The organism is Xenorhabdus sp. PB62.4, assembly GCF_014467285.1.
In the GTDB taxonomy this organism is placed as follows: Bacteria; Pseudomonadota; Gammaproteobacteria; order Enterobacterales; family Enterobacteriaceae; genus Xenorhabdus.
Genome location: NZ_NKHR01000003.1, coordinates 321,831 through 346,337 on the forward strand (window position 1 = coordinate 321,831; position 24,507 = coordinate 346,337).

Here is a 24,507-nt window from a genome sequence, read left to right on the forward strand (position 1 = left end):
TTGATATCAGAACGCGGGTCATCGATCTTACTGATAAAGTTAAAAATACTCATTATTACGATCGCTATTTTTATGGAATAGCGTGATCTTATCGTTTTAATGAGAGAAAGAGCTATAAGAAGTTATATTCTGGTCTTTATTTAACCTAAATAACCTTACTAAATATATGAGATCTCACCCTGGGTAGCCATATGAAAACTCGGCTACCCAAATATGTTCATACTGCTGGTGGTAATCCTTTTGCCTTTGCATGATTTAATATCGTCAATTTGTTTATTTTCAACCAGAATATTTGGGAACTTGGCAGATTATTTCTATTTTTCATTCACTGTGTGGGTGAAAAATTGTTAGTGAACAAAAATGATGAACATCCTTGTAAAATCTGGAGCGGGCTGAGAACAAACGAAAATATCAGATAGCGTATCCGTTAATATGGCTCCATAAAGTATTCACCATTAAGATAACGTGACAAAGCACATGTTATCGAAACGCACAATAATAGCCTATTTTGATAACAGGCTAAAATAAGAAAAGCACTTTCAAATATACGTATATTTGAAAGTAATTATTATAATTTTAATTGTTACATTTTTTATTTCAGAAAATGAGGATGAATTACGATAAAAATAATAAGGCGGAAAATTATTTATTGGGCAAGAGAAAACTGAATTTCTCTTTATCAACATATTATGATCAAGGAATAATTTCCTCAATCATAATATCAGCCACTATTTATTCTACTTAACGATCTATTTCATCATTTTTCGATAATAACTTCTTCATTCAACACCAGCGATAACAATGCCTGACGGGCAAAAATACCATTACCCGCTTGCTGGAAGTAGTAAGCATATGGCGTTTTATCGACATCTACCGTGATTTCATCAATACGTGGCAGCGGATGCAGTACTTTCAGGTTTTCTTTTACATTCACTAAATCCGCAGCACGCAGGACAAACTGAGCCTTGATATTGGCATATTCTGAAGGATCAAGGCGTTCTTTTTGGACGCGGGTCATATACAGAATATCCAGTTCAGGCAGGACATCTTCAAAGTTACTGTGGAGGCTGTAACTTACTTGCTTCTCTTCCAGCATATGCAGGATATAGCCTGGCATCGCAAGGGCATCTGGGGCGATGAAGCAGAAATGGTTGCCATTAAATTTTGCCAGAGCTTGTGTCAGCGAGTGAACGGTACGGCCATATTTCAAATCACCCACCATGGCGATTTTGAGATTTTCCAATTTGTTCTGAGTCTCTTGAATGGTGAACAGGTCGAGCAACGTCTGGGTTGGATGCTGGTTGGCACCATCGCCAGCGTTAATGACAGGAATATGACCGGAAAACTCAGAAGCCAATCGTGCCGCACCTTCCTGTGGATGGCGCATGACGATCGCGTCGGCATATTGGCTGATGATAGAAATAGTGTCAGCCAGCGTTTCTCCCTTTTTGCCCAATGAGGTATTGCTGCTGTCAGCAAAGCCCACCACGGAAGCACCGAGTCGCTGGATGGCGGTTTCAAAAGAGAGACGAGTGCGCGTTGAAGCTTCAAAGAAGCAGCTTGCGATCACCTTGTGTTTCAGTAACTCAGTCTGCGGATTGGCTTTCAATGCAGCCGCCGTTTGCAATACCAGTTCCAGATCTGTGCGGCTCAGATCATTAATTGAAATGATATGCTTGCGATATAACGGGTTAGCCATGTTTACGTTCCTCTTTTATGACTTTTAGCCTTGGACTGGGCAGGCAAAAAAAAGCCCCTCAATTGAGGGGCTTTTTAAATGTTCGGTTGAGCAATGGGAAAAACAAAACGCCTACGCTGCCAGCAGACAGTTTTGCGTTAGTTTGATGTTTTGTAACGGCTTTTACAGCGTAATCTTTCATGTTTTCTCCCAACAAATCGTCGCGCATTATACTCACGATAGCTTTCACCGCAAGGTTTGTTGGAAGAAATTTTTGTTTTCACTACTTGCTAAACTTAATGACCAGAATAATGATGTGATTATTCGCTTCTATCACCCAAACTTACTGCCATTCTGTTAAAAGCATTCATAAGAGAAATTGCGGCAGTCAGGTCAACAATCTCTTTTTCCGTAAAAACGGCATCAAGGCGTTCTTTAATTTGATCCAGCGTGCTTTGCCTGATATTTGTTGTCAGGGCTTCACACCATTCCAGAGCCAGTTTTTCTTTTGGGCTGTAGATACTGGAATTGAACCAAGCAGGTAGTTTATCCAGTTTTACTTGTTCTATGCCATGATCCTTACGGATGGCTTCAGCATGAAGATGGCAACAATAAGCACAACCGTTAATTTGAGATACCCGTGTTTCTACCAACAGAATCAGTTTTTGATCCAGTTCAGAGGCATGGACCTCTGCATAGCTTTTATAGAGTGGACTAATAATGCTAGGTGAAATTTTTGCGTAATCCATTTTTATCTCTGAAATTATTTTTGTTGAAAGGAGCTTAGCGATAAAAAGATAACAGGAAATTATTTCACTGCAAACACCGCAAAATCTTCGGCCAGATCGGTATTAGGAAATATTTCCCGACATTCCGCCAATAACCGGGGGCACTCCTCGATACCATAACGTCCGCTGATATGTGTGGCGATGAAGTGTTTTACTTTGGCATCTCGTGCCAGTGCTGCGGCTTGTTTGGTGGTGGAATGCCCACGCTCATTGGCTTTTGTGGCGAACGCATCTTCCAGTGTGATTTCATGCACCATTACATCAACATTGGCGGCCAGTTTCAGGGCTTCCGGCGTGGGTTCGGTATCCCCGAAAATGGCCAGTGATTTGCCACGAATCGGTGTGCCTAAATAATCTTTGCCACAAATTGTGCGCCCATCTTCCAGTGTTACCATACCTCCTTGTTTTAGCGTTTGCATCCACGGGCCACGGGGAATGCCATCCTGATTCAGTTTTTCGGCATCAAGTGCGCCGGGTTTATCGTGTTCCTCAATCCGGTAACCATAACATTCCACGCGGTGGTTCAGGGCATAAGCGGTAACTTTGAGTTCGCCATCATCAAACAGTTGTCCAGATTGAACTTCGATAATTTCCAGTGGGTAAGTCAGGAAAGAACTGCTCATCTGCAATGCAGTTTCCACAAACTGACGTATGCCTGTTGGCCCATATAAAGTGAGGGGATCAGTGGAACCGCCCATCGAACGGCTGCACAGTAATCCAGGTAAACCGAAGATATGATCACCATGCAGATGAGTGATAAAGATTTTCTCCAGTTTAGATATCTTAATGGGGGAATGAAGGATCTGGTGTTGCGTTCCCTCACCACAATCAAACATCCATAGCGCGTTGCGGATGCCCTGTAAATCCAGTATCAGGCTGGTGACATTGCGCTCTTTGGTGGGAATGCCGGCGCTAGTACCTAAGAATTTCAGTTCCATATTATTGTTCCCCTAATGATGTTGAATACTTTTAATATTGAAGACTGTCCCAATCCAGACCGAATCGGGCAAGATATTTGCGTAATCTATCGGCATCATTGGGTTGTTTTTTATGTTGGCGGGAAACGGCGAATAGTTTGCGGCCCGCTTCCGATAAGCTGTTGGATTCATGGCAGACTTTAATCACCGTTTCCAACTGTTGGCGGTCAAACAGATCAATTTCTGGCAGATGATTCGGTAGCAGGGAGGATTGTTCTTCTCCACGCCAATTCTGTTTGAGCCGTGTGATTTCTTCTTCAACCAAATAGTGGTTGATACGCCCATTTTCGGCAAATGTAGCCATCCGAGCGACGGAAGCACTGAGTTCACGAAAATTTCCCCGCCATTGCGCCTGTTCAGAACAGGCAAAACGCAGGTAAATTTGCCGCGCTTCTTTATCAAAGCGAACTTGTGTTTGTTGCATTTGTGCATAACGGGCAAGTTCATAATCGATGTTGGGCTCAATATCTTCTCGGCGTTGAGCCAAACCGGGCAGTTGATAAGTCCACATATTGATACGGGCGTATAAATCTTCGCGGAATTTTCCCTGAGCCACCCAATCACGCAGGTCGCGGTGTGTGCCGGCAATTAACTGAAAATCACTGTAGACTTCCTTATCCGAACCATAAGGCAGGAAGCTTTTTTCTTCGATGGCTTTCAGTAGCATCGCTTGTTCATCCAACCCCAATTCTGCCACTTCGTCAAGAAACAGAATGCCGCCATTGGCTTCACGCAGCAGCCCGGTGCGTGGTTGAATCGCGCCTGTAAATGCACCTTTGACGTGACCAAATAATGTAGACATCGCGTTATCGCCGCGTAAGGTCGCACAGTTAACTTCCACAAATCGCCCGTTGATTAAATGGCGTGATTGCCGTAACTGATAAATCCGGCGTGCGAGAAAGGATTTACCTGCCCCCGTTGGCCCGGTCAGCAAAATGGGGGCAGTGGAGCGCAAGGCTACACGTTCAACTTGGTCGATCAGGCGGTTGAAATTGGCGTTGCGCGTAGCGATGCCTGATTTCAAGAATGCGACCTGTTCCTGTTGCTCACGGAGAAAACGGCTGGTCAGCGTGGTATAGCGACTGAGATCTAAATCGATAATCGTATAAACGCCTTCGGGATGGCTCTCGCGATCGTCATTTTTTGGGGAAGTCTGGAGTAACTGGGCAGGCAGATAACGGGCTTCAGTCAGCAGGAACCAGCAAATCTGGGCAACGTGAGTGTCGGTTGTGATATGAACCAGATACTCTTCGTTTTCAATATCGAAAGGGTAACGAACGGAGAAATCGAGCAAGGCGGTATAAACTTCTTCAAAATCCCATGGATCTTCGATTTGAATTTCGTTCAATACCACTTTTGTCTGCGGTGAAGCGTGCTCAACATCCTCTTTAACCCTTTCTGCCAATACATAATCATGGGATTGGTAGAGCAATTCCAGTTTATCAATCGGTAACTCTGGTTGTTGGCACATCCCGATGGTAGGACGCCATTTTGTCCAGCGATTGGCTTTCTTGCCCCGCCTGTCTAATTTTGTACCCAAAATGCCAATGGCAACTCTGCGTTTCATTGTTTTCTCTTTTTGATTATCTGAATTTATAAACAACGATATAAAAAGATAAGAAATTTAAACTGTAAAAACAATCATCAAGAATGAGTAAAAATAAAAACAATTATTTTTCAAATAGATAAAAAATATTTCTGTCTTTTTTCAATGTTGGCACGCAATTGGCAATAACCAGAGAGTCAACACACTGAAATAGCATGGATTCAAAATCCAGCCGGTACATGGGTGATGGCATAACGTCATTACGCCGCATGTATTCCGTCAGTGGAAAGGCAACTGATGAACAACATTAGGGTTATGTGGGTTCGAATCCCAAGTTCGTAACATTAAATAAGGTCTTTTACTTTCCCAGTAAAACACACTGTAAAACAAAGCAATAAAAACGTGGCTGCCTGTTGAGGGCCACCATTTTGAAGACTCGGCAGATGCTGCTGGGTTAAGGGCAGGATACTGAGCTACCGCAGGTGAAGTACTGATGTATTCCCCCCTTGGCTTCGCCCTGATGCCCGGTTTTCAGAATGAATGGAATAGCAAAAGGAAAATAACAATGATGAAAAAAATAAAAATATTGCAGGGACAAATTGGTTTATTGGCAAAAGAGGGTGAATACCAAAAGGTTTTGACCGCGGGCGAGTACCGTTTCTATGACTGGTTTAACAAACTGGAATTAAAGGTTTTTTCACTGAATGGCGATGAAATCGAGACAAAATTGGCAGAACACTTACGCCAGTACCATGTTGATTGGGTTGATCAGCACTGCGACGATATTCAGTTTGCAGAAGATGAAATAGGGCTGCTGTATGAACATGATTTATTAACGGAAATCATACCACCAGCCACTCGTCGTTTGTATTGGAAAAATGGTAGACAGCGCCGAATTGAAATCCGTAAGGCCACAGAACAGGGGATATCCCCCGAGTTATTGGCCTTATTACAGCCTTCAAAAGTACGTAAACGCAGCATCAAAGGATTAGATGGTACGTTGCTCGTCCAGATTCCCGCGTGGCATATCGGCGTTTTGATCATTGACGGTATGGTGCAACAGTTATTGCAGCCCGGTTTGCAAGGTTATTGGCGTTTTGGACACCATGTCGAGGTTGAAATCATTGATACCCGTTCACAGGCGCTGGTTGAAGAAGATTTGGCTGAGCATTTGCGTCATCACCATAGCGATTGGGTCGAGCAATATTGTGATGACATCCAGATTGCGGACGATGAAATGGGGTTGCTGTATGAGCATGATGTTTTAGTGGAAATTTTATCTCCCGCAACGCGCTGCTTATATTGGAAAAATGGTAACTCACGTCGCGTTGAGGTACATAAATCTTCAGAACTAGAGGTTTCGTCTGAATTGGTTTCTGTGTTGGCTTCTTCTGCATCGCGTCAGCATCGTGTGAAAGGATGGGACAATGTTTTGATCGCCCAGATTCCGGCTTGGCATGTTGGGATCTTAAAAGTGGATGGTGTAGCGCAGGCGCTATTGCCGCCGGGTTTAAAAGGATACTGGCGGGTTGGATACGACGTCACGGTTGAGACAGTTGATATCCGTTTGCAAGCACTGGAAGTGAGCGGGCAAGAAATTTTAACGCGCGACAAAGTCAATTTGCGCATCAATTTATCGGCCAACTGGCGTTATCACGATGTATTGCTGGCTTACGAGAAACTAAGCGAGCCTGTGGCGTACCTGTATCGTGAGCTGCAATTCACCTTGAGGGAAATTGTGGGAACACGCTCTCTGGATGAGCTGTTGGAAAACAAGCAAGTCATTGATGAACTGGTAAACAAACAAATCCAGCAGGTGACACACAATTTTGGGCTGGAAGTGGCCTCTTTGGGAGTTAAGGACATTATTTTGCCCGGCGATATGAAAGCTATTTTGTCGCAGGTTGTTGAGGCAGAAAAATCTGCACAGGCTAACGTGATCCGTCGTCGGGAGGAAACGGCGGCGACGCGTTCACTATTAAATACCGCAAAAGTGATGGAAAACAACCCGATCGCTTTGCGTTTAAAAGAGTTAGAAACACTGGAAAGTATCGCGGAACGAATTAATCAAATTTCGGTATATGGCGGTTTAGATCAGGTTCTAAACGGATTGGTACAAATTAAAGGAGAACAAAAATGACAACAATTGAAGTGGAAACCAACGATTATAACTTATTGACGCAAGAGAATGGCTCGCCAGTGAAAATGTGGACGAACGGCGTGCCGGTTGATCCCAAGGCCATTATCCAGTTGCAGAATACGGCCAGGATGCCTTTCGTTTTCAGGCACCTTGCGGTAATGCCGGATGTCCATGTCGGTAAAGGCTCTACGATTGGTAGTGTGATCCCGACACGTGGTGCGATTATTCCGGCTGCGGTTGGGGTGGATATCGGTTGTGGAATGATTGCGGTGCGTACTTCGTTAGTGGCCTCTGATTTACCGGATAGCCTGTTGAATATCCGCCATGCCATTGAAGCCGCTGTACCGCATGGGCGTACCGTAAGCCGCGGAAATCGCGATAAAGGTTCCTGGAATAAAACGCCGGAGATTGTGGATCAGCATTGGGGGACGTTGGTGGATGGATTTAAGTGTATTACCGACAAATACCCCAAGTTGTTGAATACCAATAACCATCATCATTTAGGAACATTGGGAACCGGGAACCATTTTATCGAATTATGCCTTGATGAAGCGGATCGCGTTTGGGTGATGCTACATAGCGGTTCCCGTGGTGTTGGTAACGCTATCGGTAACTTATTTATCACGCTGGCGCAGAAAGATATGCAGCAGCATATCGCTAACCTGCCTGATCGTGATTTGGCGTATTTCGAGGAAGGAAGCCGCTATTTTGACGATTATATGGAAGCGGTAGGTTGGGCGCAGGATTATGCTCGCCAGAACCGGGAAGTGATGATGCACCGCGTGCTTGAAGCATTGTCCCGCGAAATCCCGAAACCTTTTACAACACAGCAGGAAGCGGTGAATTGCCATCATAACTATGTGCAGCGTGAACAGCATTACGGTGAAGAGGTTTTGGTAACCCGTAAAGGGGCGGTATCTGCCCGTAAAGGTCAAATGGGGATTATTCCGGGTTCAATGGGCGCGAAAAGTTATATCGTCCGCGGCCTTGGAAACGAAGAGAGTTTCTGCTCATGTAGTCACGGCGCAGGCCGGGTAATGAGCCGTACCGAGGCGAAAAAACGTTTTACCGTAAGCGATCAACGGCGTGCAACGGCACATGTGGAATGCCGTAAAGATAGCGATGTGATCGATGAAATTCCAATGGCGTACAAGGATATTGACGCGGTAATGGAAGCTCAATCATCGTTGGTGGAAATCGTGCATACCCTGCGTCAGGTGGTATGCGTAAAAGGATAAGTATCAAGAAGTAGGAAAAATGGAAGAAATGGAAAGGGAAATAAAAACAAGAATGGTTAGTCCTGCCATGCGTTCGCGCATCAGACAGGAACTGACTGGAATAGAAAAAAATTATGGCGTGCGGATATTATACGCTTGTGAATCAGGCAGTCGCGGGTGGGGTTTTGCCTCACCTGATAGTGATTATGATGTGCGATTTATTTACGTTCATCCGGTAGATTGGTATCTCAAAGTGGAAGCGGGCAGGGATGTCATAGAATTGCCGATCAGTGACGAATTGGATATTAGTGGTTGGGAATTGCGCAAGGCTTTGAAATTGTTGAAACAAGCGAACCCCACTTTGATGGAATGGCTGGATTCTCCTCTTATTTACCAAGCCGATCCAGCGGCTACTAATGGGTTGAAAACAATGGTGCCGCATTTCTTTTCGGATATTAAAGCCCGTTATCACTATCTTTCGATGGCGAAGAAAAACTTTCGGGGTTATCTGCAAGGTGAAGAAGTTCGGTTAAAGAAATACTTTTACGTATTGCGTTCCTTACTTGCCGTCCGTTGGATTGAAATGGGCAAGGGCATGCCACCGATAGATTTTGCAACGCTGGTGGCGGGAACGGTGGATGATCTGCAATTAAAAATGGAAATTGATGATCTGTTGCGGATTAAACGGGCAGCAAATGAGGCAGAATATGGCCCGCGTAAACCGAGAATTCACGCTTTTATTGAATCGGAATTGGATGAAACTTTGATGCGCTGTGAGCTTAAAGATAAGCGTGAACACGGCTATGCACTGCTGGATGATTATTTAAGGCGTTGGGTGATGAAACGTTAGCTTTATCATCATCAAACATTCATCATCGAATATAGGGAATTCAGACTAACAGGTAAAAAAACGTGGATCGAGTCGATACTAAGATCAGTAAGTTTTTAAGTTACGTGTTGCGCCATCAACCGGAATCCATTGGTTTAATATTGGATAGTGAAGGATGGGTGGATATCGGCACACTGATAAAATGTGCCGCTAAGCACGGTAAGCGATTGAACTATACGCTTATTGAGCAAGTTGTTGCTACTAATGATAAAAAACGGTTTGCCATTTCAGAAGATCAAAAGCGCATCAGAGCAGTATAGGGGCATTCGACTAAGCTGGTGGATATTGGCTATCAAGAAAAAGTCCCGCCAGTGATTTTGTATCACGGTACTGCCACCCGTTTTTTGGATTCGATTTTTAAACAAGGTTTAGTGGCGGGAACACGCCATTACGTGCATTTATCGGCAGATCAATCCACAGCGACCAAAGTAGGGCAGCGCCATGGCAAAGTAGTTATCTTGAAAATTGAAGCCCAGTTGATGTATGAACACGGTTTCAGGTTTCATCAGGCGGATAATGGTGTTTGGTTGACAAAATCCGTGCCTGTTGAATATATGCGTATTATTTAGCATCTTAAGTAAGCTAATTTTTTTACCCTGCTTTTACTTCGGAGATAAACATGGCAGTTATGGATTCCCTGCTTGCATTTACTGTTGCGGCGACATTACTCACATTGACGCCGGGTCTGGATACAGCACTTGTTTTGAGAACCGCAACAGCGGAAGGCAGTAAAAAAGCCTTCCAAGCGGCACTTGGCATTAATGCGGGCTGCTTTATTTGGGGAGCAATGGTGGCATTTGGTCTTGGCACATTGATTGCTGTATCAGAGTTGGCATTTAACATATTGAAATGGTGTGGTGCGCTGTATTTATGCTGGTTGGGAATTCAAATGATTTGGTATCCCAAAAAGGATCTTGCGGAAGAGGTTTCTTCTTCGGTTAAAGGCCATAATTGGTTTATCAGAGGGATGTTGGGTAATGTCCTCAACCCGAAAATGGGCGTATTTTATGTTTCATTCCTGCCCCAATTTATCCCCCAAGGGCATTCAGCTATTTTATGGACTTTCAGTTTGGTCACGATCCATGTATTGCTTGGTACATTGTGGTCACTGTCATTGATTTACGCCACACGTCCTCTTTCCCATTTATTACGTCGTGAAAATGTGATTAAGTGGATGAATCGTGCAACAGGTGGGTTATTTTTGTTTTTTGCGTTTAAATTGGTGTTGAGTAGTCGGCGATATTGATTGTTACAAATTATGTATTTTTTCATTATTCTCTTTGGGTAAGATAAATATCTGCCCAACAGATTTTAGGTTGAAATCAACAAATATGCTATAATAGATATAGAAAACAATCGGTGTGCTTTTCTTTTTTATTGCAGTGAAAATATCTGCATTAATAAATATATTTCCATTATGTTTTTTTATGATAAAAATAAAACATAGTGTTTTAATGATATTAAATAAATATAGTGCATTGTGGGTTATTTCAAATGTTTAATATTTATTATGATATTTATTTTTTAAGAATATGATAATGCCTGAGCGTGAATGAACATTTCATGTAGGGTTTGACGAGCATGCACATGGCATAAAAAGGGAGGTGGTCAAATGACTGTTTCTTTATTTTCTTTTGAAGCCTATTTTGTTGATGGGAATACCAAAACGACAGATAAGCTTTATGCCAATGGAAATCATCAAGTTAGGGTAGCCATTTGTATTATAAAACAAGTGAATGGCATCAATACGCCTTTAACTGATGAAGAGAAAGAGAGTGTGACAATGACGGCCCGCAGTACGGATCCGAATGTGCCTCTCTATCCAGATTGGTCATGTGACAAAATCAAGAATGAATACGATGAAGGGCTTTTGGAAGATAAGAAAAGTATAGGTAGCACAGTAAATTCAATTATGTCAGAGGGTGAAGATAGAAAAGAAACTATTTATCGTTATTTGCGGACGAAGACCGAAAATTATAAGAGTATGGAATTTATGGTTGTGGTAACTATAAATGGAAATAAATACACAACCAATATGCAGAAGTATTTAAATATTCTGACAGTCACGCCACATAAACCGTATAGGATCTATAGATCTGAGCTTCGATTAGAATCTAATCTCATTGCAAATCATGAATTTGAAGAAGGGTATTACGTAAAGGTTTTTATACTTTGTTGGATATTACCCTACTCATTAACAATAAAGAAGCAGGAACTCATAGGACATCAAGATACATGGTTGGGAATAACCGTCTATAAAAGGACATTCGATAACCAAATACAAGCCGGTACTGTGTTAGAGATGGATATAGTTAAGGAAGATTGCAGAATTGAAGATACGATGGCAGCAGCAGGTTTACCGTATGGTGATTGGCCTATACCAATCATAAATGGTAACCAGTTTATCAGGGCTACTGTTGGATGTTGTGATAAATTTCATTATAAACGTGACGAAGATAATCTAGGTGGCCGTATCAATATAATTGATAATTTCGGGTGTCTTGCTAAATTTTTTGTGATGAGGAATATTGACAGCATGTTTTTACATCTTGAAGATGCTGATTAATACCTGCCTTTATATCTGATTCACTTGAATCCTGCATTATCAAGTGAATTGGTAGATGGATTTTTTGATAACGCAGGGCATCAACGGTATTTAATGCCGGGATAAAAACTGAGTTGGACGATGCGAGGGGAATTGCAAGCTACAAGACCATCCGATATTCAGGCAAAGAGCGGGGTGCAACAGGGTTATATTATTATGGCTACCGTTTTTATCAGCTTGCGTCATCGTTATAATAAATTGTTATAAGAAACGAGAAAGCGGTGCTCAATCACACCGCATAAGCCCCAATTACCCATTCAGCTCTTCCACCAACGTTGCCACCATCACCGCCTTAATGGTATGCATCCGGTTTTCAGCCTGATCAAACACAATACTGTGTTTTGATTCAAAGACTTCATTTGTCACTTCCAAACCATCATATAAACCAAATTCTTGTGCCAGTTGTTTACCAAGCGTTGTTTCTTCATCATGAAAGGCCGGAAGGCAATGCAGGAATTTTACTTCTGGGTTCCCCGTCATTTTTACAACGTCCATATTGACCTGATAAGGTTTCAATAATGCAATGCGCTCCTGCCAGACTGACTTTGGCTCACCCATTGAGACCCAAACATCGGTATACAGAAAATCAGCTTCTTTTACACCTTGTGTAATATCTTCTGTTAGAGTGATCTGACCACCAGTTTTCTCTGCGTGTTTTTGGCATGCTGCAACCAAATTGGTATCAGGCCAGCAGGCTTTAGGTGCAACTAAGCGGAGATCCATCCCCGTCAATGCCGCAGCTTCCAGCATGGTGTTACCCATGTTATTGCGGGCATCGCCCAAATAAGCAAATTTGATTTCAGATAGCGGTTTTTGGCTGTGCTCCTGCATGGTCATTAAATCCGCCAGAAGTTGAGTCGGGTGGAATTCATCCGTCAGGCCATTCCAAACCGGAACGCCTGCGTATTGCGCTAACGTTTCGACAATGTGCTGACCGTAACCGCGGTATTGGATGCCGTCATACAGGCGCCCAAGCACTCGTGCGGTGTCCTTGATGGATTCTTTGTGCCCGATCTGGCTGCCATTTGAGCCTAAATAGGTAACATTGGCACCTTGATCATAGGCTGCGACTTCAAATGCACAGCGTGTACGGGTGGAATCTTTTTCAAAAATAAGAGCAATGTTTTTTCCCTTGAGTAAAGGCGATTCCACCCCTGATTTTTTATTCGTTTTTAATTCATGAGCTAATGTTAAAAGAGTATTAACTTCTGTAGGGGTAATATCAAGAATTCTTAGGAACGAGCGTTGAAAAAATGGGTTCATTATGCATTGTCTCCATCAGTGCAATATTGAATTTATATTCACTATATCTCGATAAAAAATCCGATTGCAAGTTTCGTTTTTGGTGCTTGCGAGAGTGGCAGTATTAAGACTGATTATGGATCAGTCGATTGCGGTTTGTACTTCTCTCGGAACAAAATTGGATAGATATATCCTTTGTAAAGAAAAGATGGGAGAATGCAAAATATGACAGCCAACTGACGGAGGGGATTGGCATGGCAGACCCACATGCTTTAGAAGAACAGCGTGAAGAGACTCGTTTGATCATCGAAGAATTATTGGAAGATGGCAGTGATCCTGAAGCGCTTTATATTATTGAACACCACTTTTCGGCAGAAAACTTCGATCAACTGGAGAAGGCTGCTCTGGAAGCATTTAAGCTAGGTTATGAAGTTACCGATGCAGAAGAGCTGGAAACAGAAGATCGTGTTATTTTGATGTGTTGCGATGTGATCAGCGAAAGTCGTCTGGAAGCCGAACTGATCGACGCACAGGTTGAGCAACTGATGGATCTGGCTGAAAAAATAGGTGTAAATTACGACGGTTGGGGAACGTACTTTGAAGATCCCAACGCGCCGGATGATGAAGATGACGAAGGTGATCTCTTTCCCCCAGAGGAAGATGAACCCAGACTGCATTAAGATTTTTTGAAGATAGCGTGACCGCCGAATGCCCCACTTACTTAGTGGGGCTGATTTCTTGGGGGAGATAATCGTTATAGTGCCTTGAGCATCCTGACTTCACAGTCGCTGTGGCCTGTATTGCCAAGTGGCTCATCAAGATAGCTGAAACCCAGTTTTTCATATAAGGCAATGGCTGCTTTCAAATTCTCCGTCGTTTCCAGATAACAGCGTTTAAAACCTTGCTCTGTACCAAATTCGAGTGATTGCTTCACGATTTGTTTAGCAACCCCTTTTCCCCGTAGTACCGATGAAAGGTACATTTTTTGTAATTCGCAGGTATCACTGTCGCCCCCGGCCAGCGGAGCAACACCACCGCCGCCAACGACTTCGCCATCCATTTCAACAACCCAGTAAGCGCTGCGCGGCTGATTGTAAACTTCGTACAGTGTATCCAGAATCGGATCAGCAACGGCAAAACCTTTGTCTGCGGTTAAGCCATGTTCGGCGGATACCTCACGGATAACAGCGGCAATGCCTGTGTTGTCTTGTTGGGTGATGGGGCGAATAACGTAGTTGTGTGCGTTTTTTGTTGTCATTTTTTTATCTTTCTATTTTTATTGATAGGGAGGTAAATAATACATTATAAAATATATTGGTCTAGTTAATACTTAATCAAGTAACCTGCTTAAATACCGAATTTTATTTTCATGCCAATTGGCTTACATGATTTTTATTTAACCATAATGGCGTTATGAATTGGAATCTTTATATGAAAACAGGAACATTAAATTTGGGGATGGACATCTCAGATACATTCCGGTTGTCCTGATTATGTGAATGCAGTAAATATAGAATTATCTTAGAAGAAAAAAACTTCATCTACGAGTTTTATTAGATACCCTCAAATAGAAGAAAATTACTATTTTTCATATAAAAACAAGGCATTAAGTTTTGGTAACATGCTAGATAATATTGATCTATTTGCTGGATAATGACGAATAATAATGACGAAGAGCCAGAATAATAATTATATTATGATAATAATATGAAATTGTTATCTAATTTTAACTTCATTAAATTTTTTACTAGAATTGGCGCAAAACCCCTAAAGGGAGAGGATAAATAGTTAAGTAAACAAAAGATAAACAAAATATAAACAATATAAATAATAAATAACGGTGAGTGAATGGAAATTGTTAGCATGACTCAAATAACTGAGATTCTTTATTTGTTGTCTTCGTAAAATAATTTTTAAGGAATTAACATATGAACAAAAAAAAATTGTTAATTATAACATCACTCTTCTCAGCAATATTGCCGATATCTATCTCTTATGCACAAAGCTCTCCAACCTCATTGTCATTTCAGGGTAACGTGATCCTTTTAGCTAATGGAGCCAATGGAGCCAATGGAGCCAATGGAGCCAATGGAGCCAATGGAGCCAATGGAGCCAATGGAGCCAATGGAACTAATGGAGCCAATGGAGCCAATGGGCGGTTTTTTGGTGGTAAAGGCGGCAAAGGCGGTAAAGGTGGAGAAGGCGGTAAAGGCGGAGAAGGCGGTAAAGGTGGAGAAGGTGGTAAAGGTGGAGAAGGCGGTAAAGGTGGAGAAGGAGGCAAGATAATATAAATCAAAAATATTAACCAATAAATATAAGGAATATCAAATGATTATGATAAATAAGAAATTTAGCACTGCTCTTATTATTGCAATGTTTTCACTTCCTGTTTCAGCAAATCATTCAACGACACCCCTAGAAGTAGGGAAAGATGGCGGTTTGTTCGGAAATGGTGGGGATGGAACCAATGGAGACAGGGGCGGAAATGGAGGAGTGTTTGGAGGCAATGGAGGGAAAGGTGGAGACGGTAAAACTGGACAAAATGGAGGCGATGGGGGCAAGGGAGGAGCGTTTGGAGGGAAAGGCGGTGATGGAGGGAAGGGCGGCGACGGTAAGGCTGGACAAAATGGAGGTAATGGAGGGAGAGGCGGAGATGGAGGTTCAATAGGAGGGAGCGGAGGGAAAGGCGGCGATGGAGGGAAAGGCGGCGACGGTAAGGCGGGACAAAATGGAGGAAAAGGCGGTAACGGTGGTCACGGCGGGAATGCTGGTCACGGCGGTAACGGAGGGAACGGTGGTAATAGTGGAAACGGAGGGAATGGAGGGGATGGAAAATCAGGTAAAAAATAGTCATTTTCGTAGTGGATGATGGTTTTTTATAAAACCCATTAATTATTAGCTAGTTAAAATAAAGAGGTTTTTCCAATGAAAAGTAAAAAACTCATAACAGCTTTATTAATTGCAATGTTTTCACTTTCTGTTTCTGCTGTAAGTTTTGCTGGAAACGGTGGTGCCGGTGGTGCTGGTGGTACTGCTGGCAATGGTGGAAGTGCTGGCATTGGTGGCCACGGTGGTCACGGCGGGAATGCTGGTCACGGCGGTAACGGAGGGAAAGGCGGAAACGATAGCAACAGTGGAAACAACTCGTCAAAAGGTAATAACAATGGCAATAATAGTGGCAATAATAATGGAGTCGGCAATGGTGGAGGCAAAGGAGGAAAACATTAAATTGAAGCTCAACGGAACGGTTGACCCTGTTTCCTATTTTAGGAAACAGGGTTCCCATAGCTTACCCGTAATGATTATTCGTCTAAAACTTTACTGACTGAAGATGTCGCATTGGAATTGCAAATTCCCCGTGATCAGAAAAGCACTTTCGAACAGCAACTCATCAGGAAAAATCAGACCTGTATTACTGGGATGGACGAGCAAATACTGACCTTGAGCACCGTGATCCGGCTGGCGATTCAGGCGGCGTCTAAAAAATGGACTATGCCGATCCAAGATTGGCGTCTTGCGATAAGCCGATTTATGATTGAAATACGGTGTCCGCTTAAACGGTCACATTCAACATGAAATGGCGATTACACAAAATTTTAAACAAGGTCGATTAACTCCTCATATTGCTAAATATGCCAAATATTAATTTATCTATTTCCATTTAGGGCTGATATCATCACAATATTTGAATGACTGGCTGGCATTTATATATTCAATGCAAATATCCCATTCATTATCCCGCTCTTTTTTATTAAACAAAAAGACAGAAAATAAAAAATTTCCTTTCTAAACACCGCTTTTTTTGTGATCGCGTTCATGAAATGACAATGATCATGATTTTGTCAAAACCGTTATCTGTTTTTTTATTTTTATCTCATCATGTTACGGAAAAAACATTTTTTATGGGTAAATATTAAGCAGTTAGGTGAACTAATCATATACACTACCTCAGGATATTATCCTCCAACGGCAATCATTTTAACTTTTTACGCTGTTATTGCCGGATGCCGTTTTTTATTTCACTTAATTTAGTTTGGTCTTTACTCATTCATTATTTATTATTTCCCCCATTTTATTCGTTACGAATCAGCCGATATATCCGGACAACAAAGTCCCTTCAAATTATCGCAAAACAACGTATTGCGTCCTTAATTAACCAATTTGTCGGAGACAATGTGAGTTAAATTTAAATCTTGTGCCCGAATGTTATGGCCTGCATTGCTGTCAGGCGGGATAGCCTATTTCATAACATTCCATCATCTCAGGGAGACAGACTATGTCAGTGAAAAAGCATCTCACCAAATTGAAGCAAGGAAAAGCGCTGTTGGAACAAGGACAGCAAGTTACGCAGAGGGCAAAACAGGCCAAAGGCCTGTTGACAGGCGCGGGTGGTAACACTGCTGCTGGTGCCGGTAGCATGATCAGTGGTATGGGGGGAGGCTTTGCCGGGCGTTCAGGCAAGGCAGCCGGTGGCCTCGGTGCCGGTAGCATGGTCAGCGGTATGGGGGGAGGCTTTGTCGGCGGGCCGGGGCAAAAAGCCGGGCTGGCTGTCCGGGCCGCCTCTGGTGACTCAATGGCAGGCAAGCTGTTACAGCAAATCGGTCAGACATTGGGGATAGGTGGCGGCGCTGATCCCAGTGGCCTGTTGTTCACCCTGACAGCCGGCGGATTGCCGGCACAGACCTTTGTTGTCACCGACTTCAGCCTGAGCGAACACTTCTCGCGCCCCTTTGCGCTGGAAGTGGGGCTGGCGAGCGCCGACGCCGCCATTGGCTTCCCACTGGTGCTTGACCGCACGGCGACACTGACCATTTTACAGAACGGTATCGAGCAGCGCAGCGTCACCGGCATTGTCACCCGCTTTGAGCAGGGCAACACCGGACTGCACCAAACCACCTACCGGATGAGTATCCGGCCGGATCTGTGGCGCACGACCTTACGGCAGAACTCACGCATCTTCCAGCAACTCAATATCGCCGGCATCATCACCAAAATCCTCAAGGAGCACAGCATCCGCGACGTGGTGTTCAACCTGCGCCACCCGCACCCGGAGCGCGAATTCTGCGTGCAGTATCAGGAAAGCGACTTCGATTTCCTGCAACGGCTGACGGCGGAAGAGGGCATTTTCTACTTCTTCGAATGCAGTAACGGGCGCAACACGCTGGTGTTCGCCGACGACTGCGGTTCAGTGCCGCCGGGCATCCGCCTGCCCTATCAGCCGGGGGAAGGCAGTACACTGGGCGAACCGGCGGTCAGCAGCCTGACCAGCAGTGCGCAGGTGCGCCCGGCTCAGGTACAGCTTAAAGATTACACCTTCAAGAACCCGGCCTGGCCGGCAGAATTTCAGCAGCAGATGCGGGACGAAAATCTGCAACAATTGTACTACGAGCACTACGACTATCCGGGCCGCTTTAAGGACGAGGCGCATGGCAAGGATTTTACCCGCTACCGGCTGGAGGCGCTGCGCAGCGACGCCGTGACCGGACAGGGCAGCGGCAATGCCATCGCCCTGCAACCGGGTAAACTGTTCATTCTTGATAACCATCCGCGGGAAGACCTGAATCAGTCATGGCAGACCGTTTCCTCCACCCACAGCGGCAACCAGCCGCAGGCACTGGAAACCGCCAGCTCAGGCTCCGGCACGGCGCTGAACAGCCACTTCACCTTCATCCGCCAGAACCAGAACTGGCGTCCGGCGCCGTTGCCGAAACCGGTGATTGATGGCCCGCAGATTGCCAAAGTGGTCGGCCCGGCGGGGGAAGAGATTTTCTGTGATCAGTACGGGCGCGTGCGTCTGCAATTCCCGTGGGACAGATACGGTAAAAGCGATGACCAAAGCTCCTGCTGGATCCGGGTCAGCCAGCCGTGGGCGGGTCAGGGCTGGGGCATGCTGGCCATCCCGCGTATCGGACAGGAAGTGGTGGTGGACTTCCTGCATGGCGACCCCGACCAGCCGATAGTGACCGGGCGTACCTACCATGCCAGCAATATTCCACCGGGTGCCTTGCCGGGCAGCAAAACCCAGATGGCGTTCCGCTCCAAAACCCACAAGGGGCAAGGGTATAACGAACTGCTGTTTGAGGATGCCAAGGGCAGTGAACGGCTGGCACTGCACGCGCAGAAAGACATGCACACCAAGGTGCTCAACAACCGCGATACCCATGTACTGGCAAACCACAGCGAAACCGTGGAGAAAAACCAGACCATTAAGGTGAATGCACACAAAAACGAGATGGTGAAATTCACCAGCACGGAAACCATCGGCATGCTCTACACACTGACCGTCGGGGCCAGCATGAATACCACCGTTACCGCGAGCCAGACCGAACAGGTTGGCCTCCATAAATCTGTCACTGTCGGTAATACCTTGTCTATCCGTGCCGGTGATGTCATTGAGCTGAAATGCGGAGAAAGTGTTCTGCGTATGGACAAGGCCGGCCGTATCACCATTAAGGGCAGTGAGTTCAAATTTGAGGCCAGTGGCCCGGTACAAATCACCGGTAAAGACATCGACCTGAACTAAAAAGGACAGACTGAGATGGAATTTCGTAACCTGACTCCCTTTGCGGTGATGAACTATTCGATGTTGGATGCCGAAGAGACTGAGCATCACGTCGCGGTAATGAAAATCGGCTACCAGCTACTGCCTGCCGGGCCGGGAGAATACAGCGCCGAATTACTGCCCGCACCGTCCTTGTGTTTACAGGATGAATATCGCGGGCAAATGAATGCCTCGCAGGTGTTGCAGGAGAGTGATCTTGCGCCATTCAAGCCCCATTGCGATGTGATTGTTAACGGCACAGCTTATGCACCTGATGGCCGTCCCTGTAGCGAATTTCCCGTGCGGTTGGAAGTAAAAAACAAGCAGGGCCAGTCCCTGCTCGACAAAACCCTGACTGTGACCGGTGAACGGGAATTTATCCGTGACGCCAGCGGCAACTGGCAACTGACTGACCCGAAACCCTTTACCACACTGCGGTTGGATTATCGCTACGCCTTTGGGGGCGAATGCAAAATTCAGGCAGACGATAAAGCGAGCAAACAGCTTAACGAAAGCGATCGGCTGACACCGGAACAACGCCGGCAACACCCGGACGGGGAAAATGCGCCTGTTGCTCATGCCGTGTGTGAAACCAATCCGCTGGGAACGGGGTTTATCACGCCGTGGTATGCCGGTGCCAAACAACTCACCCGCTACCCTGCCCCGCGCATTCTCCGACCGGATGCGCCGTTTACCGCGCCGCATTTTGCGGCGCAACTGAATGGCACGTTACCGCCCGATACGCCGGCCTGTCAGCCACAGGGCATGGGCTTTACCGGCCGCCCGTGGCTGCCCCGCCGCCAGCTTGCCGGCACTTACGATGCCGAATGGCTGGAACATCGCCACCCTTATCTGCCGAAAGATTTTGACTTCGGCTACTGGAACGGCGCGCCGGCTGACCAGCAAATTGACTGGCCGGAAACGGATATCGCCCTCACCCTGAGCGGCCTGACTCCCAATGGTGACCTGCATGTCACCCTGCCGGGGCATCGTCCGTTTATCCTGCTGCGCATGCACAACGGCATGCTGCTGCCCGTACCGATGCGTATGGATACGTTAATTATCGACAGCGAGGCAAGGACTCTGCATATGACCTGCCGGTTGAATTTCAAAGCTGATATGCCTGTGCGAGTCGCTGAAGCCCGGTTTGAAATCAACCCGGATGCACCGTTGCTCAAACTGGCCCCACTGGAAGAGGAGAAAATGGATGGCTGATAACTACCTCGCCCGCACTGCGGGGAGCTGGATGATTGTCGGCATGCTGCCGGACGTGTGTAAAACCCCGATGGGGCCGTCCACACCGCCGATCCCCTATCCGGTGGTCGCTAAACTGGCAGACAGTTCGGCGCCGGAGAAAACCGTGCGGGCTAATGGCAAACCGGTGGTGGTGTTTGCCCAGAGTTTTGTCCCACAAACAATTGGCGACCAGCCCGGTGTGGCGAATGGCGTCAAAAGTGGCACCGTGGGCGGCAAATGCCACCCGAAAGATCACACCCGCACGGTGCGGGCCGGCAATAAGCTGGTACTGCGCCATGGGGATACATTTTGGATGAATGGGGCATAGGGAGGGAGCCATGTCAGAGACAATACTCGCCACACCGGATAGCGACGATGTTAGAGCCGAAAAATATTGTCAAGAATTTAACATCCGCACACAGGCTGAGGCGGAGAAAGCGCTAAGCAATGCTGATACGTTATACCGACAAAGTTCCCGCTTTTATGGTGATGACGGAAACGACCCGGAATTAGACGTTTACTATAATCAGGCAGACGCTGACTTCACCGCTCAGTCTTTTAAGAAAACCGCTCAAGATACCGTTGAAAAATTCAAAAGTGGTGAGTTTCCAAAGAAAGAATGGGAAGAAGAGCAAGAAGAAGACGGTCATCCCGGACCCAATGCAGCGTTGCCTCAAAAGACGCGGAACGACAGCCCGACGGGTGAAGGCAACACACTGGGCAGTGTTGTCGGGCAAGCCGGTGCCGCACAAAATCCGCCCCATGAAGCCAACCCCAGCGTTAAACCTGAAGCTCCGGCGGAAAAAGGGATGTGGGATAAGACCGTTGACTGGTTTCAGGAAACCGCCGGTGACATCAAAAAATGGGTTGATGAGAGTAAACATAATCTGGAGGCAGCCTGGGATAAGCCAGGGGAAGCGGCTATCGGGGCCGGAAAAGCGCTCTGGAATACCGTGCCTGAAATGGGGGAATTGTTTGGCAAGGGGATGGTCGTTGCCGCGACAGCCCCGGCCGTGGCGGCCGAAAAAGTCTGGGAATATATGGGCGGCGCTCCGGCCGGTGTTGCTGAAATGCAGCAAAAGGCCATGGCAGCGGTGAATGCGGATGCAATTAAGATGGAAATGCAAAGCGATGCAGAAAAAGGGGGCGCCCTCGCTTTCGATATCGGCAGCATAGCCATGGCCGGGGCAGGGATACTTAAAGGCGCAGCAAAAGGTGCCGCAAAAACCACAGCCAAAGCTGAAAGCAAGGTGTTGAGTGAAGAAGCCAAAGCCGCCGAAGCGGCGGGAGCTAAAATCAAAGGCCAGTCGCAGGAAACCGCCAACCCTGCGCCTGCCAAACCCAAAAACAACGAAAAAGACCCGGTTGACAACCCGTCCAGCAACAAGGAGGGGAGTTGTAACGGGACTTGTACGAAAAAAAGCGAACCCGTTGATGTGGCAACCGGCGACTTCCTGCAAGTCTGGCCAGTGATTGCCATCCCCGGATTGTTGCCGATTACGCTGACCCGCACCTATCGCTCAACCGCCCGGCTCAATGGCCTGTTTGGGCCGAAATGGGCGGATGACTGGTCACGTCAGTTGGAACTGGCCGATGGCAAAGTGAATTTTACCGATGCCGATGGTGTGATCTACGATTTCAGCACGCCGGATAACGCGGTGCTCGCCCGTAACCAGCATATTCCTCATTACGTGCTGACAGGGGAACTACGCGGCGAACTGCAACTCACCGATCGCCAGTCCCAGCTCACTTACCATTTTAATCACGCTGCCGGATCGCTTCGTAAGCTGTCCGCGATCACGGATCGCCGTCAGAATGCGATCCGCTTTATCTATGATAAGCAGTCGCAACTGATCGAAGCCACGCGCACAGATGGTTTCCGGCTGATGCTGGGTTATCAGGGACAGCAACTCCAGACCGTGGATTATCTTGATCAGCAAAAACAACAACGGCTGGTCACCTGCCACTATGATCCGCAGGGCTATCTGAGTGAATGTGAGGCGTTCCAGCACAACCATCTGTGGCATGAATATGATGTGCAGGGGCGCATGACCCGCTGGCACGATACCGATCAGACTGATCTGCATCTCACTTATGATGCACAGGGACGGGTGATCAGTATGACGTCTCCCAGCGGTTACTGGAGTGATCGGTTCCGCTATGATGATCAAGCGCGTATTACTACCTATACGGACGCCGAAGGTGGCGAAACCCAGCATTACTACGATCATAATTGGCTGGTGATCCGTGAAGTCGATCCGCTGGGGCGCATCACCCGCCGCCAGTGGCGCCATAGCCAAATCGTCTGGGAAGCCGATCCCGCAGGTGGGATCACCACCTTCGATTACAACCCGGATGGGGCACTGACCGAAGTGAAGCTGCCGGCCGGCGATACCTTTGCTTACGGTTATGACGAACACGGGCAGCTTATCGAAAGTGTCCTGCCGACCGGCGAACGCTGGCAATTTCACTATGATGAGCAGGGCAACCTGACCGCGCTGACTAACCCACTCGGCCATCAAGAAAAATATCAATATGGCACCCACGGTGAGTTACGCCAGCGTTTACTGCCGGATGGCCGCCAATGGCACTACGCCTACGACGAACGGCAACGTCTGGCGGCTGTGATGACGCCAGACGGTCAGACCACTGGTCTGCAACTGGATGAACTGGGCCGTCTGCGCCAGCTCACCGATGCCCTGAAGCAGCAGACTCACTATCGTTACAGTGACGACCATGCCAGCCTTAACGGCAGCCTGACCGAAGTGGAACTGCCGGACGGCACCACGCAGCAACTGGCCTATGACAGTGAACGGCGTGTCGTGGCGGTGACTGATGGCGAAGGCCGTACCACCCGCTACACTTACGGTGCATTTGACCTGCTCAATCAGGTGGCCCGGCCCGACGGCACTGTATTACATTTTGGCTATGACCGCCTGACCCGGTTGAACTCAGTGACCGCCTCCACCGGTGAAACTTATCGCTATGAACGGGATGCCGCCGGTCAGATTATCCGCGAAACTGATTTTACCGGACGTACCCTCGACTATCAGTACGATAAATTAGGACGACGCACACAGGTGCAGTATTCCGACGGGCAGCAGCTCCGCTGGCACTATTCGGCTATTGGTCTATTGGTTAAACAGGAAAGCTGGCAGCCGGAAGAAAACCAACTGGTGCTGAAAGCCACGATTAGTTACGAATACAACAAGCGGCATCAGTTGGTGAAAGCCATTAATACCGATGCTGTTGTAGAATACGAATATGACAAGGCCACCGGCTTGCCGACCTGTGAGCGTATCAATGGGCGGGAAATCACGCGCGAATGGGACAACCTGACCGGACGTCCACTCAGTGAACACCTCGATGGCAACACGCTGCACTTCGGTTATAACTCAATAGGTGCACTGAACCATTTCCAGCTCAACCAGCATACGCCGCTGACATTCCAGCATGATGCACTGGGACGGGAAACAGTGCGCGAAAGTGCCAACGGGTTTATCCTTGCCAGCCGCTACACCGCAACCGGTTTGCTGGCACATCAGTCGGCCGGGCAGGCCACCCACCTGTTCCGGGAAACACTGGCACAAAATGACCCGCACTCCCCGCCGCAAGCCACTGCCGTCAACCGGAGCTGGCAATATGACC

General features: G+C 46.6%; 20 protein-coding genes and 2 pseudogenes. 15 read left to right on the forward strand and 7 right to left on the reverse strand.

Translation table 11 applies throughout. The features are described from left to right. Positions 1-757: 757 nt before the first annotated feature. From pyrB to rtcR, 5 genes are all read right to left on the reverse strand, one after another. Positions 758-1,699 (reverse strand): aspartate carbamoyltransferase, encoded by a 942-nt coding sequence (gene pyrB, locus Xenpb_RS04700; protein WP_187653291.1) that lies wholly within the window; start codon positions 1,697-1,699, stop codon positions 758-760. 58 nt (positions 1,700-1,757) lie between these two features. Continuing rightward, the gene (locus Xenpb_RS19870) at positions 1,758-1,880 is read right to left on the reverse strand and encodes a hypothetical protein (protein WP_255523015.1); all 123 of its coding nucleotides are present in this window, start codon (positions 1,878-1,880) and stop codon (positions 1,758-1,760) included. Between the two features lie 118 nt (positions 1,881-1,998). Next, the gene (locus tag Xenpb_RS04705; RefSeq protein WP_187653292.1) at positions 1,999-2,427 is read right to left on the reverse strand and encodes a carboxymuconolactone decarboxylase family protein; all 429 of its coding nucleotides are present in this window, start codon (positions 2,425-2,427) and stop codon (positions 1,999-2,001) included. Positions 2,428-2,486: 59 nt separating this feature from the next. Further along, the gene (gene rnz / locus Xenpb_RS04710; protein WP_187653293.1) at positions 2,487-3,404 is read right to left on the reverse strand and encodes a ribonuclease Z; all 918 of its coding nucleotides are present in this window, start codon (positions 3,402-3,404) and stop codon (positions 2,487-2,489) included. Between the two features lie 31 nt (positions 3,405-3,435). Continuing rightward, positions 3,436-5,010 carry an RNA repair transcriptional activator RtcR gene (rtcR, locus tag Xenpb_RS04715; RefSeq protein WP_187653294.1) on the reverse strand — a complete coding sequence of 525 codons (1,575 nt, stop codon included), beginning with the start codon at positions 5,008-5,010 and terminating at the stop codon, positions 3,436-3,438. Positions 5,011-6,040: 1,030 nt separating this feature from the next. On the opposite strand from rtcR, the gene Xenpb_RS04720 reads away from it, so the two are divergent. The 6 genes and pseudogenes from Xenpb_RS04720 to Xenpb_RS04745 all read left to right on the forward strand — a co-directional run bounded on the left by Xenpb_RS04720 (position 6,041) and on the right by Xenpb_RS04745 (position 11,801). Beyond that, entirely contained in the window at positions 6,041-7,129 is a 1,089-nt protein-coding gene (locus Xenpb_RS04720; protein ID WP_187653316.1) for a slipin family protein, read from the forward strand. 11 nt (positions 7,130-7,140) lie between these two features. Further along, positions 7,141-8,367: an RtcB family protein gene (locus tag Xenpb_RS04725; protein WP_368666797.1), complete on the forward strand. Its 1,227-nt coding sequence runs from the start codon at positions 7,141-7,143 to the stop codon at positions 8,365-8,367. A 19-nt stretch (positions 8,368-8,386) separates the two neighbouring features. Next, on the forward strand, positions 8,387-9,196 hold the full coding sequence (locus Xenpb_RS04730) for a nucleotidyltransferase domain-containing protein (protein ID WP_187653296.1): 810 nt from the start codon (positions 8,387-8,389) through the stop codon (positions 9,194-9,196). Positions 9,197-9,258: 62 nt separating this feature from the next. Beyond that, positions 9,259-9,804 (forward strand): annotated as a pseudogene (locus Xenpb_RS04735) (RNA 2'-phosphotransferase). Positions 9,805-9,854: 50 nt separating this feature from the next. Then, on the forward strand, positions 9,855-10,481 hold the full coding sequence (locus Xenpb_RS04740) for a LysE family translocator (protein WP_187653297.1): 627 nt from the start codon (positions 9,855-9,857) through the stop codon (positions 10,479-10,481). 366 nt (positions 10,482-10,847) lie between these two features. Beyond that, positions 10,848-11,801, forward strand: coding sequence for a hypothetical protein (locus Xenpb_RS04745; protein WP_187653298.1), 954 nt, complete (start codon positions 10,848-10,850; stop codon positions 11,799-11,801). Between the two features lie 288 nt (positions 11,802-12,089). Here Xenpb_RS04745 and argF read toward each other — a convergent pair whose 3' ends face one another. Next, on the reverse strand, positions 12,090-13,103 hold the full coding sequence (argF, locus tag Xenpb_RS04750) for an ornithine carbamoyltransferase (protein WP_187653299.1): 1,014 nt from the start codon (positions 13,101-13,103) through the stop codon (positions 12,090-12,092). Positions 13,104-13,336: 233 nt separating this feature from the next. On the opposite strand from argF, the gene rraB reads away from it, so the two are divergent. Continuing rightward, a complete protein-coding gene (gene rraB / locus Xenpb_RS04755) occupies positions 13,337-13,762 on the forward strand; it encodes a ribonuclease E inhibitor RraB (protein ID WP_099112622.1) in 426 nt (141 codons plus the stop codon). A 74-nt stretch (positions 13,763-13,836) separates the two neighbouring features. On the opposite strand, the gene Xenpb_RS04760 is transcribed toward rraB, so the two are convergent. Next, positions 13,837-14,340: a GNAT family N-acetyltransferase gene (locus Xenpb_RS04760; protein ID WP_099112621.1), complete on the reverse strand. Its 504-nt coding sequence runs from the start codon at positions 14,338-14,340 to the stop codon at positions 13,837-13,839. Positions 14,341-15,010: 670 nt separating this feature from the next. Here Xenpb_RS04760 and Xenpb_RS04765 point away from each other — a divergent pair. From Xenpb_RS04765 to Xenpb_RS04800, 8 genes and pseudogenes are all read left to right on the forward strand, one after another. Next, a complete protein-coding gene (locus Xenpb_RS04765; RefSeq protein ID WP_187653300.1) occupies positions 15,011-15,373 on the forward strand; it encodes a hypothetical protein in 363 nt (120 codons plus the stop codon). A gap of 37 nt (positions 15,374-15,410) precedes the next feature. After that, positions 15,411-15,932 (forward strand): hypothetical protein, encoded by a 522-nt coding sequence (locus tag Xenpb_RS04770; protein WP_187653301.1) that lies wholly within the window; start codon positions 15,411-15,413, stop codon positions 15,930-15,932. A gap of 75 nt (positions 15,933-16,007) precedes the next feature. Continuing rightward, positions 16,008-16,310 (forward strand): hypothetical protein, encoded by a 303-nt coding sequence (locus Xenpb_RS04775; RefSeq protein ID WP_187653302.1) that lies wholly within the window; start codon positions 16,008-16,010, stop codon positions 16,308-16,310. A 63-nt stretch (positions 16,311-16,373) separates the two neighbouring features. Next, positions 16,374-16,526: pseudogene (locus tag Xenpb_RS04780) on the forward strand (transposase); the annotation flags it as partial. Positions 16,527-17,655: 1,129 nt separating this feature from the next. After that, positions 17,656-19,605, forward strand: coding sequence for a type VI secretion system tip protein VgrG (gene tssI, locus Xenpb_RS04785; protein ID WP_187653317.1), 1,950 nt, complete (start codon positions 17,656-17,658; stop codon positions 19,603-19,605). A gap of 15 nt (positions 19,606-19,620) precedes the next feature. Next, on the forward strand, positions 19,621-20,838 hold the full coding sequence (locus tag Xenpb_RS04790; protein WP_187653303.1) for a DUF2169 domain-containing protein: 1,218 nt from the start codon (positions 19,621-19,623) through the stop codon (positions 20,836-20,838). Then, positions 20,831-21,187, forward strand: coding sequence for a DUF4150 domain-containing protein (locus tag Xenpb_RS04795; protein ID WP_187653304.1), 357 nt, complete (start codon positions 20,831-20,833; stop codon positions 21,185-21,187). The genes Xenpb_RS04790 and Xenpb_RS04795 overlap by 8 nt, the downstream gene beginning before the upstream one ends. Further along, positions 21,177-24,507 (forward strand): DUF6531 domain-containing protein (locus Xenpb_RS04800; RefSeq protein ID WP_255523016.1); only part of this gene is annotated, 3,331 nt, incomplete at its 3' end. The genes Xenpb_RS04795 and Xenpb_RS04800, both read left to right, overlap by 11 nt.

Coding starts and splice junctions, on each gene's coding strand:
- pyrB (WP_187653291.1), bottom strand. CDS start 1,699: ATGGCTAACCCGTTATATCGCAAGCATATCATTTCAATTAATGATCTG.
- Xenpb_RS19870 (WP_255523015.1), bottom strand. CDS start 1,880: ATGAAAGATTACGCTGTAAAAGCCGTTACAAAACATCAAACTAACGCA.
- Xenpb_RS04705 (WP_187653292.1), bottom strand. CDS start 2,427: ATGGATTACGCAAAAATTTCACCTAGCATTATTAGTCCACTCTATAAA.
- rnz (WP_187653293.1), bottom strand. CDS start 3,404: ATGGAACTGAAATTCTTAGGTACTAGCGCCGGCATTCCCACCAAAGAG.
- rtcR (WP_187653294.1), bottom strand. CDS start 5,010: ATGAAACGCAGAGTTGCCATTGGCATTTTGGGTACAAAATTAGACAGG.
- Xenpb_RS04720 (WP_187653316.1), top strand. CDS start 6,041: ATGGTGCAACAGTTATTGCAGCCCGGTTTGCAAGGTTATTGGCGTTTT.
- Xenpb_RS04730 (WP_187653296.1), top strand. CDS start 8,387: ATGGAAGAAATGGAAAGGGAAATAAAAACAAGAATGGTTAGTCCTGCC.
- Xenpb_RS04740 (WP_187653297.1), top strand. CDS start 9,855: ATGGCAGTTATGGATTCCCTGCTTGCATTTACTGTTGCGGCGACATTA.
- Xenpb_RS04745 (WP_187653298.1), top strand. CDS start 10,848: ATGACTGTTTCTTTATTTTCTTTTGAAGCCTATTTTGTTGATGGGAAT.
- argF (WP_187653299.1), bottom strand. CDS start 13,103: ATGAACCCATTTTTTCAACGCTCGTTCCTAAGAATTCTTGATATTACC.
- rraB (WP_099112622.1), top strand. CDS start 13,337: ATGGCAGACCCACATGCTTTAGAAGAACAGCGTGAAGAGACTCGTTTG.
- Xenpb_RS04760 (WP_099112621.1), bottom strand. CDS start 14,340: ATGACAACAAAAAACGCACACAACTACGTTATTCGCCCCATCACCCAA.
- Xenpb_RS04765 (WP_187653300.1), top strand. CDS start 15,011: ATGAACAAAAAAAAATTGTTAATTATAACATCACTCTTCTCAGCAATA.
- Xenpb_RS04770 (WP_187653301.1), top strand. CDS start 15,411: ATGATTATGATAAATAAGAAATTTAGCACTGCTCTTATTATTGCAATG.
- Xenpb_RS04775 (WP_187653302.1), top strand. CDS start 16,008: ATGAAAAGTAAAAAACTCATAACAGCTTTATTAATTGCAATGTTTTCA.
- tssI (WP_187653317.1), top strand. CDS start 17,656: ATGGCAGGCAAGCTGTTACAGCAAATCGGTCAGACATTGGGGATAGGT.
- Xenpb_RS04790 (WP_187653303.1), top strand. CDS start 19,621: ATGGAATTTCGTAACCTGACTCCCTTTGCGGTGATGAACTATTCGATG.
- Xenpb_RS04795 (WP_187653304.1), top strand. CDS start 20,831: ATGGCTGATAACTACCTCGCCCGCACTGCGGGGAGCTGGATGATTGTC.